Annotated in this window: 14 protein-coding genes; 12 read left to right on the forward strand and 2 right to left on the reverse strand. The window is 72.8% G+C overall.

What is annotated here, in order from left to right; genetic code table 11:
- Positions 1–96: 96 nt before the first annotated feature.
- From CLV56_RS11960 to hemB, 5 genes are read left to right on the forward strand one after another with little or no spacing between them, the layout of a single operon-like run.
- Positions 97–771, forward strand: coding sequence for a redox-sensing transcriptional repressor Rex (locus tag CLV56_RS11960; protein WP_100415142.1), 675 nt, complete (start codon positions 97–99; stop codon positions 769–771).
- Complete coding sequence (locus CLV56_RS11965) at positions 768–2,075, forward strand: glutamyl-tRNA reductase (RefSeq protein WP_100414872.1); 1,308 nt, start codon at positions 768–770, stop codon at positions 2,073–2,075. Before CLV56_RS11960 ends, CLV56_RS11965 begins: the two co-directional genes overlap by 4 nt.
- Positions 2,072–2,983 (forward strand): hydroxymethylbilane synthase, encoded by a 912-nt coding sequence (gene hemC, locus CLV56_RS11970; protein WP_039339846.1) that lies wholly within the window; start codon positions 2,072–2,074, stop codon positions 2,981–2,983. Before CLV56_RS11965 ends, hemC begins: the two co-directional genes overlap by 4 nt.
- 46 nt (positions 2,984–3,029) lie before the next feature.
- Entirely contained in the window at positions 3,030–4,712 is a 1,683-nt protein-coding gene (locus CLV56_RS11975) for a bifunctional uroporphyrinogen-III C-methyltransferase/uroporphyrinogen-III synthase (RefSeq protein ID WP_100414873.1), read from the forward strand.
- A gap of 2 nt (positions 4,713–4,714) precedes the next feature.
- Entirely contained in the window at positions 4,715–5,689 is a 975-nt protein-coding gene (hemB, locus tag CLV56_RS11980; RefSeq protein WP_039339844.1) for a porphobilinogen synthase, read from the forward strand.
- Positions 5,690–5,707: 18 nt separating this feature from the next.
- On the opposite strand, the gene CLV56_RS11985 is transcribed toward hemB, so the two are convergent.
- Positions 5,708–7,135, reverse strand: a complete 1,428-nt coding sequence (locus CLV56_RS11985; protein ID WP_100414874.1) for a lytic transglycosylase domain-containing protein — start codon at positions 7,133–7,135, stop codon at positions 5,708–5,710.
- Positions 7,136–7,361: 226 nt separating this feature from the next.
- On the opposite strand from CLV56_RS11985, the gene hemL reads away from it, so the two are divergent.
- The 6 genes from hemL to ccsB are packed head-to-tail and all read left to right on the forward strand — an operon-like array spanning position 7,362 to position 13,325.
- Positions 7,362–8,672: a glutamate-1-semialdehyde 2,1-aminomutase gene (hemL, locus tag CLV56_RS11990; protein WP_100414875.1), complete on the forward strand. Its 1,311-nt coding sequence runs from the start codon at positions 7,362–7,364 to the stop codon at positions 8,670–8,672.
- Between the two features lie 28 nt (positions 8,673–8,700).
- The gene (locus CLV56_RS11995) at positions 8,701–9,357 is read left to right on the forward strand and encodes a histidine phosphatase family protein (RefSeq protein ID WP_039339842.1); all 657 of its coding nucleotides are present in this window, start codon (positions 8,701–8,703) and stop codon (positions 9,355–9,357) included.
- Positions 9,354–9,914, forward strand: a complete 561-nt coding sequence (locus tag CLV56_RS12000) for a TlpA family protein disulfide reductase (protein WP_039339841.1) — start codon at positions 9,354–9,356, stop codon at positions 9,912–9,914. The genes CLV56_RS11995 and CLV56_RS12000 overlap by 4 nt, the downstream gene beginning before the upstream one ends.
- Before the next feature lie 5 nt (positions 9,915–9,919).
- Positions 9,920–10,681, forward strand: a complete 762-nt coding sequence (locus CLV56_RS12005) for a cytochrome c biogenesis CcdA family protein (RefSeq protein WP_039339840.1) — start codon at positions 9,920–9,922, stop codon at positions 10,679–10,681.
- Positions 10,681–12,333 (forward strand): cytochrome c biogenesis protein ResB, encoded by a 1,653-nt coding sequence (gene resB / locus CLV56_RS12010; protein ID WP_157805148.1) that lies wholly within the window; start codon positions 10,681–10,683, stop codon positions 12,331–12,333. The genes CLV56_RS12005 and resB overlap by 1 nt, the downstream gene beginning before the upstream one ends.
- A complete protein-coding gene (gene ccsB / locus CLV56_RS12015; RefSeq protein ID WP_039339838.1) occupies positions 12,330–13,325 on the forward strand; it encodes a c-type cytochrome biogenesis protein CcsB in 996 nt (331 codons plus the stop codon). Before resB ends, ccsB begins: the two co-directional genes overlap by 4 nt.
- A 233-nt stretch (positions 13,326–13,558) precedes the next feature.
- On the opposite strand, the gene CLV56_RS12020 is transcribed toward ccsB, so the two are convergent.
- Complete coding sequence (locus CLV56_RS12020; RefSeq protein WP_039339836.1) at positions 13,559–13,816, reverse strand: PLDc N-terminal domain-containing protein; 258 nt, start codon at positions 13,814–13,816, stop codon at positions 13,559–13,561.
- A 74-nt stretch (positions 13,817–13,890) separates the two neighbouring features.
- On the opposite strand from CLV56_RS12020, the gene CLV56_RS12025 reads away from it, so the two are divergent.
- Positions 13,891–14,853: a threonine ammonia-lyase gene (locus CLV56_RS12025; RefSeq protein WP_039339834.1), complete on the forward strand. Its 963-nt coding sequence runs from the start codon at positions 13,891–13,893 to the stop codon at positions 14,851–14,853.
- Positions 14,854–14,865 lie beyond the last annotated feature (12 nt).

Consider the following 14,865-nt stretch of genomic DNA (forward strand, 5'->3'; position numbering starts at 1 on the left):
CACAAGCTCTTACAGTGGATCAGTCGGTCCGCGGGTGTTCACCCGCCGGCAACCGAACGTCCACCGTACGCAGCGCCCAGGAGCGACGTGAACGACCTGCGACCCCCGGCGGAAGACCGTCCGGTGGCACCGGGCATCCCGGAGGCCACCGTCGCGCGGCTCCCGTTGTACCTCCGGGCGCTCACGGCACTCGGCGAGACGGGCCTTCGGACCGTCTCCTCGGAGCAGCTCGCGACGGCGGCGGGCGTCAACTCCGCGAAGCTCCGCAAGGACCTCTCGTACCTGGGATCGTACGGCACCCGTGGCGTGGGCTACGACGTGGAGTACCTCCGCTACCAGATCGCCCGTGAGATCGGCCTGAACGAGGACTGGGCCGTCGTCATCATCGGGATCGGCAACCTCGGTCAGGCGCTGTCGAACTACGGGGGGTTCCGGTCACGTGGCTTCCGCATCGTCTCCCTCGTGGACGGTGATCCCGCACGGGTCGGCGAGCAGCACGGTGACCTGGTGATCGAGTCGATGAGCGACCTCGACCGGATCGTGAAGGAGAACGACATCTCCATCGGCGTGATCGCGACCCCGGGCGACGCCGCCCAGGGCGTCGCCGACCGGCTGGTCAGCGCGGGCGTCACCAGCATCCTGAACTTCGCCCCCGCCGTGCTGACGGTCCCGAGCGGCATCGACGTCCGCAAGGTCGACCTGTCCATCGAGCTGCAGATCCTCGCGTACCACGAGCAGCGCAAGCGGCTCCCGGGGGAGGTGCGGTCATGAGCGTCCTCGTCGTCGGGATCTCCCATCGCAGCGCCCCGGTGCCGGTGCTCGAGCGTGTCGCACTGACCGCCGAGGACGCGGCGAAGGTCGCGCAGTCCGCTCTCGAGGCCGAGGACGTCGCGGAGTCTCTCGTCGTGGCGACCTGCAACCGCACCGAGATCTACGTCGAGGCGGAGCGGTTCCACGGCTCGGTCGAGCACGTCACGGACCTGCTGATCGAGCGGTCCGGCCTGAGCCGCGAGACGCTCCTTCGTCACCTGTTCGTGCACTACGACAACGCCGCGGTCGCCCACCTCTTCTCCGTCGCAGCGGGCCTCGACTCGATGGTCGTGGGCGAGAGCCAGATCCTCGGGCAGGTCCGCGCCGCCCTCCAGCGCGGCCAGGACGGCGAGACGGTCGGACCCGCACTCAACGTGCTGTTCCAGCAGGCCCTGCGGATCGGCAAGCGCGGCCACGCCGAGACCGACATCGACCAGGCCGGTCCGTCGCTGGTGCAGGCCTCGCTCGACGAGGTCGAGCGCGCCGGCCACCGGCTGTCCGACCTGCGGGTGCTCGTGCTCGGCGCGGGCTCGATGGCCGCGCTCGCCGCGACCACCGCCTCGCGCCGTGGCGTGCGGTCGGTGACCGTCGCCAACCGGACGTACGCGAACGCCCGCCGCCTCGCCGAGACGATCGGCGCCACGGCGGTCGACTGGGGTCAGCGCGAGGCCGCCCTGGCCGAGGCGGATCTCGTGATCTCCTGCACGGGCGCGACCGGCACCGTGATCGGCGTCGACACCGTCGCCCCCGTCGTCGCCGACCGCGACCGCCCGTACGTCCTGGTCGACCTGGCGCTGCCGCACGACGTGGCCGACGAGGTCGCCGACCTCTCGGGGGTCGCGGTGCTCGGGCTGGCCGAGCTGCAGCGGCGGCTGACCGACGCGCAGGGCACCGCCGACGTCGACCAGGTCCGCTCGATCGTGTCCGGTGAGGTCACGGCGTTCCTGGCCGCGCGCCGCGCCGCCCGGGTGACGCCCACGGTCGTGGCCCTGCGGTCGATGGCGACCGAGGTGGTCGACTCCGAGATGGAGCGGCTCGAGGGACGCCTCCGCGAGGTGGATCCCGCCGTCCTGGACGAGGTGCGGCACGCCGTGCGACGCGTCGCCGACAAGCTGCTGCACCAGCCCACGGTGCGGATCAAGGAGATGGCGGGGCGTCCCGACGCCCTGTCGTACGCCGACGCGCTCGCTGACCTGTTCGCGCTGGACCGCGCGACGATCGACGCCGTCACGTCCGTCGAGGACCACGGGGGTGATCGTCCATGACCACCCTGCGGATCGGGACCCGCGCGAGCGCGCTCGCGACCACCCAGTCGGGGCTCGTCGCCGACCGGATCACCGAGCTGACCGGGATCGCCACCGAGCTCGTCACCGTCTCGACGGAGGGTGACCGCAACGACCGGCCGCTGACCGACTTCGGCGGGCAGGGCGTGTTCGTCTCCGCGCTGCGCGAGGCGCTCCTCGCCGGTGAGGTCGATGTGGCCGTCCACTCGCTCAAGGACCTGCCGACGGCGCCCGCAGCGGGCATCGCCCTCGCCGCCGTCCCGACCCGGGTCGACCCCCGCGACGCGGTGGTCGCCCGCGACGGGCTCACGCTCGCCGAGCTGCCGCCCGGGTCGCGGCTCGGGACGGGGTCCCCGCGTCGTGCTGCTCAGATCAACGCGCTCGGGCTCGGGCTCGAGGTCGTCGGTCTGCGAGGCAACGTCGACACCCGGATCGGCAAGGTCCGCTCCGGCGAGCTCGACGCCGTGGTCCTGGCCGCAGCCGGCCTGCGCCGGCTCGGCCGGATCGACGAGGCGACCGAGCTGCTCGACCCGCTCCAGGTGCTTCCGGCCCCCGGCCAGGGCGCGCTGGCGTGCGAGTGCCGCGCGGGCGACGAGGTCGAGCCGCTGCTCGCCCGGCTGGACGACCCGGCCACCCGGACCGCCGTGGTTGCCGAGCGCAGCCTGCTCTCCGCGCTGGAGGCGGGATGCTCGGCACCGGTCGGCGCCTGGGCCGAGGTCGTCTCCGGCGACGACGGCGACGAGCTGTGGCTGCGCGGCTTCGTCGGCGCCGAGTCCGGCACACCGTTCATCAGGTTGTCCGCGACCGGGTCCGTGCGTGATCCGGCCGGGGTCGGCGAGCGTCTCGCTGCCGAGATGCTCGCCGAGGGCGCAGGGGCGCTGATGCGCTGATGCGTCACACCATCACCACCCAGAGGCAGACGAGGAAGTAGAGACCGTGAGCACCACCACCGCCACCCGCAAGCGTGCGGCCACGTCGGCCGCCGCGACGCCGAAGGCCGCTGCGAAGAAGGCCGGCGACGCCCAGGACACGACCTCCGGCGACGTGAGTCGACCGGTCGGGCACGTGAGCTTCGTCGGCGCCGGCCCCGGTGACGCCGACCTGCTCACCGTACGGGCGCGTCAGCTGCTCGACGCCGCCGACGTGGTGATCACCGAGACCGCGGACCAGGCAGCGCTCGTCGGCGACGACGTCGAGATCGTCGACGGCGGTCACGCCGAGGACGGCGGCGTGCTGACGCCGTCGGCGCGCGGTCGGATCGTCGTCCGGCACGCGAAGTCGGGCAAGAACGTCGTCCGGCTGCTCGTCGGCGACCCGTTCACCTTCGCGACCGGGCCCGAGGAGGCCCAGGCGTGCGAGAAGGCGAACATCTCCTTCGAGATCGTCCCCGGCGTCTCGTCGGCCACGGCCGTGCCCGCGTACGCAGGCGTGCCGCTGACGACGCGGACCCGTCGCGAGCTCGCCGTCGTCCGGATGGGCGAGACGAAGGTCGACTGGGCCCCGTACGCCGGGGACCAGACGGTCGTCGTGCTGAGCGCCGTCAACACCATCAAGGACGTCGCGAACGGCCTGATGGAGGCCGGGCGCGCCCCCGAGACCCCGGTCGCCATGACGCGGGTCGGGACCACGACGGAGCAGGCGACCGTCGTGTCGACCCTCGAGCGGATCGCGGTGGACGCGAAGGCCGCCAAGATGGCGCCGCCGGCGATCACCGTGGTCGGCGAGGTCGTCGATCTGCGGGAGACGCTGTCGTGGTTCGAGACGAAGCCATTGTTCGGCTGGCGCGTCCTGGTCCCGCGGACCAAGGAGCAGGCCGCCACGCTGAAGAACCGGCTCCAGTCCTACGGCGCGACCTCCGAGGAGGTGCCGACGATCTCCGTCGAGCCGCCCCGCAACCCGCAGCAGATGGACAAGGCCGTCCGCGGGCTCGTCGAGGGCCGTTACGAGTGGATCGCGTTCACCAGCCAGAACGCCGTGAAGGCGGTGCGCGAGAAGTTCGACGAGTACGGCCTGGACGCGCGTGCGTTCTCCGGCCTGAAGGTCGCCGCGGTCGGGGAGAAGACCGCGGAGGCGATCCGCGCCTGGGGCATCCGGCCGGACCTGGTCCCCAGCGGTGAGCAGTCCGCCCGCGGCCTGCTGGAGGACTGGCCTCCGTACGACGAGTCCCTCGACCCCATCAACCGGGTCTTCCTCCCGCGGGCCGACATCGCGACCGAGAACCTCGTCGCCGGTCTGATCGAGCTCGGCTGGGAGGTCGACGACATCACGGCGTACCGCACGGTCCGGGCCGCTCCGCCGCCGGCGCCGACCCGTGAGGCGATCAAGTCCGGCAAGTTCGACGCCGTCGTGTTCACGTCGAGCTCCACCGTCCGCAACCTGGTCGGGATCGCCGGCAAGCCGCACGCGACCACCGTGATCGCCTGCATCGGCCCTGCGACGGCGCAGACCGCCGAGGAGCACGGGCTGCGGGTCGACGTGGTCGCCGAGAGCCCGTCGGCCGAGCTGCTCGCCGATGCTCTCGCGGACTTCGGTGCGCAGCGGCGCGACGCGATGATCGCGGCGGGCGACCCGGTGACGAAGCCGTCGCAGCGGACCAAGTCGTCGCGGCGCCGGAGCTGAGCGTGCCGTACCCGCAGGTGCGGCCCCGCCGGTTGCGGACCACGCCGGCGCTGCGCGCGCTGGTCGCCGAGACCTCGGTCGAGCCGCGGCAGCTCGTGCTGCCGATGTTCGTCGCCGAGGGGCTCGACGAGCCACGGCCGATCAGCAGCATGCCCGGGGTCGTGCAGCACACCCGGGCGTCGGCACGAGCCGAGGTCCGGCGGGCTGCGGGGCTCGGGCTGGGCGGCGTCATGCTGTTCGGTGTCCCCGAGCGCAAGGACGCGACCGGCTCCGGCGCTCTGGACCCGGACGGGATCCTCAACGTCGCGCTCCGCGACGCCCGCGACGAGGTCGGTGACGACCTGGTCGTGATGTCCGACCTGTGCCTGGACGAGTTCACCGACCACGGTCACTGCGGGCTGCTGGACGACCGGGGGCGGGTCGACAACGACGCGACCCTCGACGTCTACGCCGCGATGGCGATCGCGCAGGCCGAGGCCGGGGCGCACGTGCTCGGCCCGAGCGGGATGATGGACGGGCAGGTCGGCGTCGTCCGTGCGGCCCTGGACGCCCACGGGTGGACCGACGTCGCGGTCCTGGCGTACGCGGCGAAGTACGCCTCGGCCTTCTACGGCCCGTTCCGCGAGGCGGTGGCCTCGTCGCTCGAGGGCGACCGCCGGACGTACCAGCAGGACCCGGCCAACGCCCGCGAGTCGCTGCGCGAGGTCGCGCTCGACGTCGCGGAGGGAGCCGACCTCGTGATGGTCAAGCCGGCGATGGGCTTCCTCGACGTGATCGCGCGGGTCCGCGACGCCGTCGACGTGCCGGTCGCGGCGTACAACATCTCGGGCGAGTACGCGATGGTCGAGGCTGCGGCGGCGAACGGCTGGATCGACCGCGACGCCGCGATCGTCGAGTCGCTCACGTCGATCCGTCGCGCCGGGGCCGACGTGGTGCTCACCTACTGGGCCGCGGAGTTCGCCGAGCGCCTGGCCTGAGGGTCGGGCGCCTCGGCGTCAGGGCGTCGAGCTCGGCGGCGTCGCGGTGGCGTCGGACGGCTGCTCGTCCTCGTCCTTCTTCGCCTCGGTCTGATCGGCGTCGGCCTTCGGCTCGTCCTCGTCCTTCTTCGCGTCGCCCGCGTCGGAGCCGGTCGGCTCGTCGGTCTGCGGCGTCGTGGGATCGGACGTGCCCGGGTCCGTGGGCGTCGGATCGGTGGTCGACTCCGTCGGCGGCGGCGTCGTGGGGCCGGTCGGGGTCGGGTCCGTCGGGGTGGTGGGGTCGGTCGGGTCCGTCGGCGTGGTGGGGTCGGTCGGCTTCGGCGTGGGGTCCGTGGGCTTCGGCGTGGGGTCCGTGGGCTTCGGAGTCGGCTTCGTCGGCTTGGTCGGCTTCGGCTTCACCGGCGTGACGGGGTCCTTGGCCGGGACGATCGTCTCGGCCGCGTCGCCGCCCGGCAGGCCCCACGGCGACGGCAGCGGACGGTCGTCGTTGATCGCGACGACCGCGGGCGCAGGCTGCTGCGAGTGCCCGGCACCGGGTCCGGACGGCCACGAGAACAACGGAGGCGTCCCGACCGGGCCGGGGATGCTCCCGCCCGGCGCCGAGACCGGAAGCGTGGTCGGGAGCTGGCCGCTGCCGTACTCGGCGGCGATCGCGAGGACCTGGTCGCCGTAGACGGTGGACCGGTTGTACGACATGAGGGCGGCGCGGGCCCCCGCCTCGGTGCTCAGGTCGTGCCCGCCGACGCAGAGGTAGACGGCAGCCGCGAGCGAGGCGTCGTTGATGTTGTTCGGGTTGGCCTCGCCGTCTCCGTCGGCGTCGACGCCGACCGACGACCAGGTGCTCGGGATGAACTGCATCGGCCCGACGGCGCGGTCGAACGCCTTGTCGCCGTCCCAGGCTCCCCGGTCGGTGTCGAGGATCCGCGCGGTCGCGCCGCTGCCGTCGAGCGGGATGCCGACGATCGGCCGCGTGGTCGCGCCGTCGGCGGCGATGGTGGCGCCGCCGAACTGGCCGTGGTTGGACTCGACCCGCCCGATCGCCGCGAGGAGCTCCCAGGACAGCCGGCACTGCGGCTTCGTGGAGGCCATCACGCTCGCGGCCCGCTGGTACGCGGCCAGCGCGGGCGCCGGGATCTGCGAGGCGGCGGCCGTGAGCGTCGGGACCTGCGGGCGGCCGTCGGTCTCGTCGGCCTCCCCGGCGGCGATCTGCTGGGAGACGGGGTCGTCTCCGGTCTCGACGTCCAGCTCCGGACCCGTGACCGGCACCTCGGGCACGTCGTCGTACGCGGAGTAGGACGCGGTGTCGACACTCGCCCCGCCGCCGGGTGCCGCGATCGCGGCACCCCAGGCGGTCGCCAGCAGCGCGCAGGGCAGCAGCGCGCCGGTCGCCTGCCACCAGGTCAGGCGGCGGTGCTCGCCGCCTCCCCGTGGCTTTCCTGGCCTCATGGGGTCCGTCCTCACCGTCGTCCGAGTACGCCGTGGGAAGCGAGGGTCGCTTCCTGGGACCACCCTAAGGAATGGTCGGCTCACTTGCCCATGCTCCTCAGGAAGTCCTTAGGAAAGGTAACTCGGAGTTCGGATCCCCGTCCCACCGCGTCCACGACCTGGCCGTGGGCTGTTGACCGCGAGGGGGTCTGTGGGGCATCTTGCCTCGTCGGGGACAATAAGAGTCGTGTCTGGCTCCGACGTCTCCGCGTCCCTGTTCGACCGCGCTCGCGCCGTGTCCCCGGGTGGGGTGAACTCCCCGGTCCGCGCGTTCAAGGCCGTCGGCGGGACCCCCCGGTTCATGAGCAGCGCGTCGGGGTCGTGGCTCACCGATGCCGACGGCAACCGCTACGTCGACCTCGTCGCGTCCTGGGGCCCGATGCTGCTGGGCCACGCGCACCCCGAGGTGGTCGCCGCCGTCCAGGCCGCGGCCGCACGCGGGACCTCCTTCGGGACACCGAGCGAGCCCGAGGTGGAGCTGGCCGAGGAGATCGTCGCACGGACCCCGGTCGACCTGGTCCGCATGGTGTCCTCCGGCACCGAGGCGACGATGTCCGCGATCCGGCTGGCGCGCGGCTTCACCGGGCGTGACGTCGTGGTGAAGTTCGCCGGCTGCTACCACGGTCACGTCGACTCCCTGCTGGCGGAGGCCGGCTCCGGCGTCGTGACCTTCGGGCTCCCCGGGACGCCGGGGGTCCCCGACGCGTTCACCGCCGAGACGCTCGTCCTCCCCTACAACGACCCGGCCGCTGTCCGCGCGGTCTTCTCCGAGCACGGCGACCGGATCGCGTGCGTGATCACCGAGGCCGCCGCCGGCAACATGGGCGCGGTCGCACCCGAGCCCGGCTTCAACGCCTTCCTGGCGCGGACCTGCCGCGAGCACGGTGCGCTGTTCGTCTCCGACGAGGTGATGACGGGCTTCCGGGCGAGCCGGCAGGGCTACTGGGGGATCGACGGCGCGGTCGAGGGCTGGGCCCCGGACCTGATGACGTTCGGCAAGGTGATGGGGGGCGGCTTCCCGGCCGCGGCCTTCGGCGGACGCGAGGACGTGATGCGGATGCTCGCGCCGGAGGGACCCGTCTACCAGGCCGGCACGCTCTCGGGGAACCCGGTCGCCACCACCGCGGGGCTCACCACGCTGCGGCTGGCGACCGACGAGGTCTACACGCACCTCGACGACCTGGCGAGCACGATCCAGACGATGCTGCGCGACGCGCTGGGCGCCGCCGGGGTCCCGCACGTGGTGCAGAGCGCCGGCACGCTGTTCAGCCCGTACCTCGGCCGTACGGAGCCGGTCCGCGACTTCTCGGACGCCCAGGACCAGGACCCCGCCGCGTACCGCGCCTTCTTCCACGCGATGCTGGAGCACGGCGTCTACCTGCCGCCGAGCTCGTACGAGGCGTGGTTCGTCTCGGACTCGCTGGACGACGACGCCCTGGACCAGATCGAGAAGGCCCTGAGCGCGGCCGCACCCGCGGCGGCCGCGGCGACGGCCTGAGACCCACCCGTACCACGAGAGCAGACAGATGAGCAGCAGCGAGCGCACCGTCGTCCACCTGATGCGGCACGGTGAGGTGCACAATCCCACCGGTGTGCTGTACGGGCGCCTGCCCGACTACCACCTCTCGGAGCTGGGCCGGAAGATGGCCGAGCGCGGTGCCGAGTACTTCTCCGAGCGCGACGTGACGCACCTGGTCTGCTCGCCGCTGGAGCGCGCGCAGGAGACGATGGAGCCGATCGCGGCCACCGTCGACCTGCCGGTGCACACCGACGGGCGCGTGATCGAGGCCGCGAACAGCTTCGAGGGCAAGACCTTCGGCGTCGGCGACGGCGCGCTGCGCAGGCCGTCGGTCTGGTGGCTGCTGCGCAACCCGGCGAAGCCGTCGTGGGGCGAGCCGTACACCGAGATCGCAGCCCGGATGCTCGCGGCGCTCGCCGACGCGCGCGACGCGGCCCGCGGACACGAGGCGGTGATCGTCTCGCACCAGCTCCCGATCTGGGTCGCGCGGCTCACCGTCCAGAAGCGCCGCTACCTGCACGACCCGCGGCGTCGCGAGTGCTCGCTCGCGAGCATCACGTCGGTGACCTACGAAGGCGACGAGCCGGTCGCGGTCGGCTACTCCGAGCCGGCCGGCGACCTCGTCCCGGCGCACCTGCGGCGCAAGTTCGTCGGCGGGGCATGACCGCCCGACGACTGCTGCTCGCCGCGGCCGCGCTGCTCGTCGGCGTGGCCGTCTCCGCCTGCGCGTCGAGCACCCAGGCCGACGAGACCACGGGAGGGTACGTGAGCGGGGACGGGACGATCACGTCGGTCGATCCCGCCGACCGTGCACCGGCGCCCGAGCTGGCCGGGGAGAGCCTCGGCGGCGACCCGGTCGCCTTGTCCGACTTCGCCGGCTCCCCGGTCGTCGTCAACGTCTGGGGCTCGTGGTGCGCGGACTGCCGGGAGGAGGCGTCCGACCTGGCTGCGCTCGCGGACTCCGGGGTCGAGGTCCTCGGGATCAACATCCGCGACTCGCGTGACGCCGCGCTGGCCTACGACGAGAACTACGGCATCACCTACCCGTCGATCTACGACCCGAGCGGCGAGACCCTGCTCGGCTTCCGTGACAGCCTGCCCGCGATCGCGGTGCCGACGACGTACGTGATCGACTCCGACGGCCGGGTCGCGGCCCGGGTGGTCGGTGCGACCAGCGAGGCGACGCTGCGCGGGCTCGTCGAGGACGCCGGGGCGGCGTAGCGGCGATGTCGGACTGGATCATGGACACGGTGCTGTCGGGCTCGATCCTGCTCGCGGCCGGGGTCGCGCTCGTCGCGGGGCTGGTCTCGTTCTTCTCGCCGTGCGTCGTGCCGCTGCTGCCGGGCTACCTGTCCTACGTCTCCGGGATGTCGGCGGCCGAGGTGGTCGGTGACGACAAGACCCTGCGCCAGCGCGGTCGCCTGATGACCGGTGCCGCCCTGTTCGTCGCCGGGTTCAGTGTGGTCTTCGTGTCGTACGGCGCGCTGTTCGGCGGGATCGGGCAGGAGCTGCGCCCGTACGAGCGGGAGATCTCGATCGTGATGGGGATCGTGCTGATCCTGCTCGGCTTCGCCTTCATGGGCTTCGTGCCGTGGATGCAGCGCGACGTGCGGATCCATGCGGTCCCGTCGGTCGGGCTCGCGGTCGCGCCGCTGCTCGGGGTGCTGTTCGCGATCGGCTGGACGCCGTGCATCGGCCCGGCCCTCGGTGCGGTGCTGACGCTCGCGGGCTCGGAGGGCACGGCCGGGCGCGGAGCGTTCCTCACCCTCGTCTACTGCGCGGGTCTCGGGATCCCGTTCCTGCTCGCCGCCGGCGCCTTCGGCTGGTTCATGGGGGCCACGTCGTGGGTCCGGCGGCACCAGCGCGCGATCTCGATCGTCGGCGGCGGGATGCTGGTCGTCGTCGGGGTGCTGCTCGTGAGCGGGCTGTGGGCGCAGATCATGATCGAGCTGACCGTGTGGGTCGGCGGATTCAGGCCGGTGGTGTGATGTCGGACGACCGTCGCGCGAGTGCGCCCGCGCTGTCGCCGCGCGAGACGCTGCGGTGGGCCTGGCGCCAGCTCACGTCGATGCGCACCGCGCTGATGCTCCTGCTGCTGCTCGCGCTGGCCGCCGTACCGGGCTCGATCCTCCCGCAGCGCTCGGTCGACCCGCGCGCGGTCGCTGCCTACTTCGACCGGCACCCCGACCTGGCGCCGTTCCTCGACCGGCTCGGCGGCTTCGCGGTCTACACGTCGGTGTGGTTCTCCGCGATCTACCTCCTGCTGATGGTCTCGCTGGTCGGCTGCATCATCCCGCGGGTCGGCGTGTACGCCCGCGCGCTGCGGGCCCGCCCGCCGAAGGCGCCGCGCAACCTCGACCGGCTGCCGGCCTCGGCGACGTACGAGTCGGACGCCGACGTCGAGACGGTGCTCGCCGCGGCGCGCGAGGCGGTCGGCCGGTCGCGGCGCGACGTCGTCACCGAGACCGACGACGACGGTGCCGTGATCGCAGGCGAGGTGCGTGCCGAGACGGGCTACCTCCGTGAGGCGGGCAACCTCGTCTTCCACGTCTCGCTGGTCGTGGTGCTCGTCGGCGTCGCAGCGATGGGACTGCTGGGCTACCGCGGCAACGCGATCGTCACCGAGGGCAGCGGATTCTCCAACACCCTCACCCAGTTCGACGAGTTCACCGCCGGCGCGCTGTTCGACACCGACGATCTCCCGCCGTTCTCGCTGACGCTGGACGACCTGACCGCGGAGTTCCAGACCGAGGGACCGCAGCGGGGCGCACCACGCTACTTCGGCGCGGCCGGGCAGGTCACCGACGCGCCCGGCGAGCAGCCGCGCGACTACGCGATCGAGGTGAACCACCCGCTGCGGGTCGACGGGGCGTCGGTCTACCTCGTCGGCCAGGGCTACGCTCCGGTGATCCGGGTGACCGACGGAGACGGCCGCGTGGTCTTCGAGGACGCGGTGCCGTTCATCCCCGCGGACTCCACCTACACCTCCAACGGCGTCGTGAAGGTTCCGGACGCGCGGCCCGACCAGCTCGGCTTCCAGGGGTTCTTCCTACCGACCGGCGTAGCGGGAGGGGACGACGAGATCCCGGTGTCGGCCCACCCCGCGGCCGCGAACCCGGTGCTCGGCCTCTTCGCCTACTACGGCGACCTGGGGCTGGACGAAGGCGAGTCCCAGTCCGTCTACGTGCTGGACAAGTCCGACATGACCCAGTTCATGGGCGACGACGACGAACCGCTGCGGATCATCATGACGCCGGGCGAGAGCGTGACACTGCCCGACGGGAAGGGCACGATCGAGTTCGTCGAGCTGCGCCAGTTCGCGCGTTTCCAGTTCAGCAGCCAGCCGGGGATCCAGATCCCGCTGTACGGAGTCTCGATCGGCGCCCTCGGGCTGGTGCTGTCGCTGTCGATCCGGCCGCGGCGGACCTGGGTGCGGGCGACGCGGCGCGACGGGCGCACGGTCGTCGAGGTGGCCGCGCTGGACCGGGTGCCGCGCAGCGACGTCGAGGACGGCGTGGACGACCTCCTCGAGCGGCTCCGGGCGGCCACGGGCGATACTGGAACGCGAACCGCTCCGGCACGAGCCGACACGGCGCAGGCCGACACGGCACAGGCCGGGAGAGCAGAGGACGAGGCATGACCCTGACGGAGTACGCGAACTTCTCGAACTACGCGGTCGCGTCCGCGACCGTGGTGCTCGCGCTCGCATGGCTGGCCTCCGTGGCGCAGTGGGCGTTCGGGTCCGTCGCCAGCCGCTCGGGTGAGAGCGTCGGTGCGGCCGAGCGGACGCCGGTGATGGCGTCGAGCGGCGGCGCGTACGACGGGGTGAGCGGCGGCGGTAGCCCTACCGCCGACGACGACAGTGCCCGCGGCGGGGTCGCGGAGGAGCGCAGCGAGGTCGCGGGGAGGATCGCGATCGCGCTCACCATCCTCGGGTTCCTGATCCTGCTCGCGGGCGTCGTCGCCCGCGGGCTCGCGGCGGAGCGGGTGCCGTGGGGCAACATGTACGAGTTCGCGATCACCTCGATGGTCGTCGTGCTCGCGGGCTACCTCGTGATGATCCGCCTGATGCACATCCAGTGGCTCGCGCCGCTCGTGCTCGCCTTCGTGACGGTCGTGCTCGGTCTGTCGATGACGGTCTACGTGCCGGCCGGGCCCCTCGTACCGGCGCTCGACTCCTACTGGCTGGTGATCCACGTCGCGTCGGCCATGGTCGCGGGAGCCGGGTTCCTCGTGGGTGCGGGCGCATCGATCCTCTACCTGATCAAGGCCCGGGCCGAGGCGCGCGGACCGGTCTCGGGCTACCTCGGGCGACTGCCGTCCGCCGCGGCGATGGACCAGCTGGCGTACCGCGTCACCGCCTTCGCCTTCCCGGTCTGGACGTTCGCGGCGCTGATCTCCGGCCCGATCTGGGCCGAGCACGCCTGGGGCCGGCCGTGGGGCTGGGACCCGAAGGAGGTCTGGGCGTTCATCACCTGGGTCGCCTACGCGGGATACCTGCACGCCCGGGCGACCGCCGGGTGGAAGGGCAAGGCCGCCGCGATCCTCGCGCTCGTGGCGTTCGCGACCTTCATCTTCAACTTCGTCGGCGTCAACCTGTTCTTCCCCGGGCTGCACTCGTACGCGAAGTAACCCCCGGGCCCGCACCTCGCCGCACCGGCTGGGGTGAGGGGGTCTCCGTAGCCGGCTGGGGAAACCCCCACCGGGCACCGAAGGTTTCCCCCGCCAGGTGAAGGACTGCGTCGCCAGGTGGCGGGCGCGGCTCGGTGTGGGGAGCCCGGGCGCCGGTGCGGCGCGGCTCGGAGTGGGAGCCCGGGCGCGGCGGGTCGAGGGCCGCAGAGCGCAGGTGTCGACGCTGCGACGGCTCAGAGGCCGCGCAGGAAGTCCGGATCGTCGTCGGGTCCGCGGTACGTCCGCCGCTGCTGGGGTGGCGGGGGAGCCTGACGGCCACGGACCTTGCCGACGGTCAGCCAGAGCAGGACGCCGAGTGCCGGGATCAGCCCGACCACGATCCACACCGGCTTCGGGAGGAGCTTGATCCGGTCGCGGGGCGTGGCGACGACGTCGAACAGCGTGTAGACCGCCAGCGCGACGACGATGATGATCGGAATCGCCTTCCCCATGACCCCACCCTACCCGCGTCCGGTGAGCGCAACCCACGGCCGTACGGACCCGTGATCATGCCTAGGGTGAGGCCATGCCCACCTCCGCCCTGCTCAGCCTTGCCGACGTACGGGATGCCGCCGCGCGGATCAGCGGGATCTGCCTGTGCACGCCCGTCGTTCCTGTGGTGATGCCCGACGGGACGGTGCCGTTGCGGGTCAAGGCCGAGTGCCTGCAGCCGACCGGTGCGTTCAAGCTCCGCGGGGCGACGAACGCCATCGCGCTGCTCGAGCCGGAGCGGCGGGTCCGGGGCGTGGTGACGCACTCGTCCGGCAACCACGCACAGGCCGTCGCGTACGCCGCGGCGCGGGCCGGGATCGCGGCGACGATCGTGATCCCGGACAACGCACCGGCCGTGAAGGTCGAGGCGACCGCCCGCTGGGGAGCCCAGATCGTGCGCGTCCCGCCGGCCGAGCGGGAGACGGCCGCCGAGGCGATCGCGGAGGAGACGGGTGCGACGGTCGTCCCGCCGTACGACCACCCGGACGTGATCGCAGGTCAGGGAACGGTGGGCATCGAGATCGCCGAGCAGGTCCCGGATCTCGACCAGGTGCTGGTCCCGGTCAGCGGTGGCGGCCTGGCCGCGGGGACCGCGCTGGCGATCAAGGCGCTGCGCCCGCAGGTCCGGGTGGTCGCGGTGGAGCCGGAGCTGGCCGGCGACCTCGCGGAGGGTTGGCGGGACGGCCAGCGTCGCGTGTGGGCCGCGTCGCAGACCGCCCGGACGATCGCCGACGGACTCCGTACGACGTCCGTGGGACTGCTCAACTGGGCACACCTGCGGGCGCACGTGGACGACGTCGTCACGGTCACGGAGGAGGAGATCCTGTCCGCCACGGCCACCCTCGTACGCGGGAGCCGGCTCGTCGCCGAGCCCAGCGGCGCGGTCGCGTCGGCTGCGCTGCTGTCCGGACGCGTGGACCCGAGCCCGGGCACCGTCGCGGTGCTGTCCGGCGGCAACGTCGACCCTGCGCTGCTCGCCCGGCTCGTGGCCCCGTGACCTGCCCCGTGA

Source organism: Mumia flava (assembly GCF_002797495.1).
GTDB lineage: Bacteria > Actinomycetota > Actinomycetes > Propionibacteriales > Nocardioidaceae > Mumia > Mumia flava.

Bases quoted from the DNA above. Each gene is read 5' to 3' on its own strand.
- ccsB (WP_039339838.1), top strand. From the start codon at position 12,330: ATGACCCTGACGGAGTACGCGAACTTCTCGAACTACGCGGTCGCGTCC.
- CLV56_RS12000 (WP_039339841.1), top strand. From the start codon at position 9,354: ATGACCGCCCGACGACTGCTGCTCGCCGCGGCCGCGCTGCTCGTCGGC.
- resB (WP_157805148.1), top strand. From the start codon at position 10,681: ATGTCGGACGACCGTCGCGCGAGTGCGCCCGCGCTGTCGCCGCGCGAG.
- CLV56_RS11985 (WP_100414874.1), bottom strand. From the start codon at position 7,135: ATGAGGCCAGGAAAGCCACGGGGAGGCGGCGAGCACCGCCGCCTGACC.
- hemC (WP_039339846.1), top strand. From the start codon at position 2,072: ATGACCACCCTGCGGATCGGGACCCGCGCGAGCGCGCTCGCGACCACC.
- CLV56_RS12025 (WP_039339834.1), top strand. From the start codon at position 13,891: ATGCCCACCTCCGCCCTGCTCAGCCTTGCCGACGTACGGGATGCCGCC.
- CLV56_RS11965 (WP_100414872.1), top strand. From the start codon at position 768: ATGAGCGTCCTCGTCGTCGGGATCTCCCATCGCAGCGCCCCGGTGCCG.
- CLV56_RS12005 (WP_039339840.1), top strand. From the start codon at position 9,920: ATGTCGGACTGGATCATGGACACGGTGCTGTCGGGCTCGATCCTGCTC.
- CLV56_RS11995 (WP_039339842.1), top strand. From the start codon at position 8,701: ATGAGCAGCAGCGAGCGCACCGTCGTCCACCTGATGCGGCACGGTGAG.
- CLV56_RS12020 (WP_039339836.1), bottom strand. From the start codon at position 13,816: ATGGGGAAGGCGATTCCGATCATCATCGTCGTCGCGCTGGCGGTCTAC.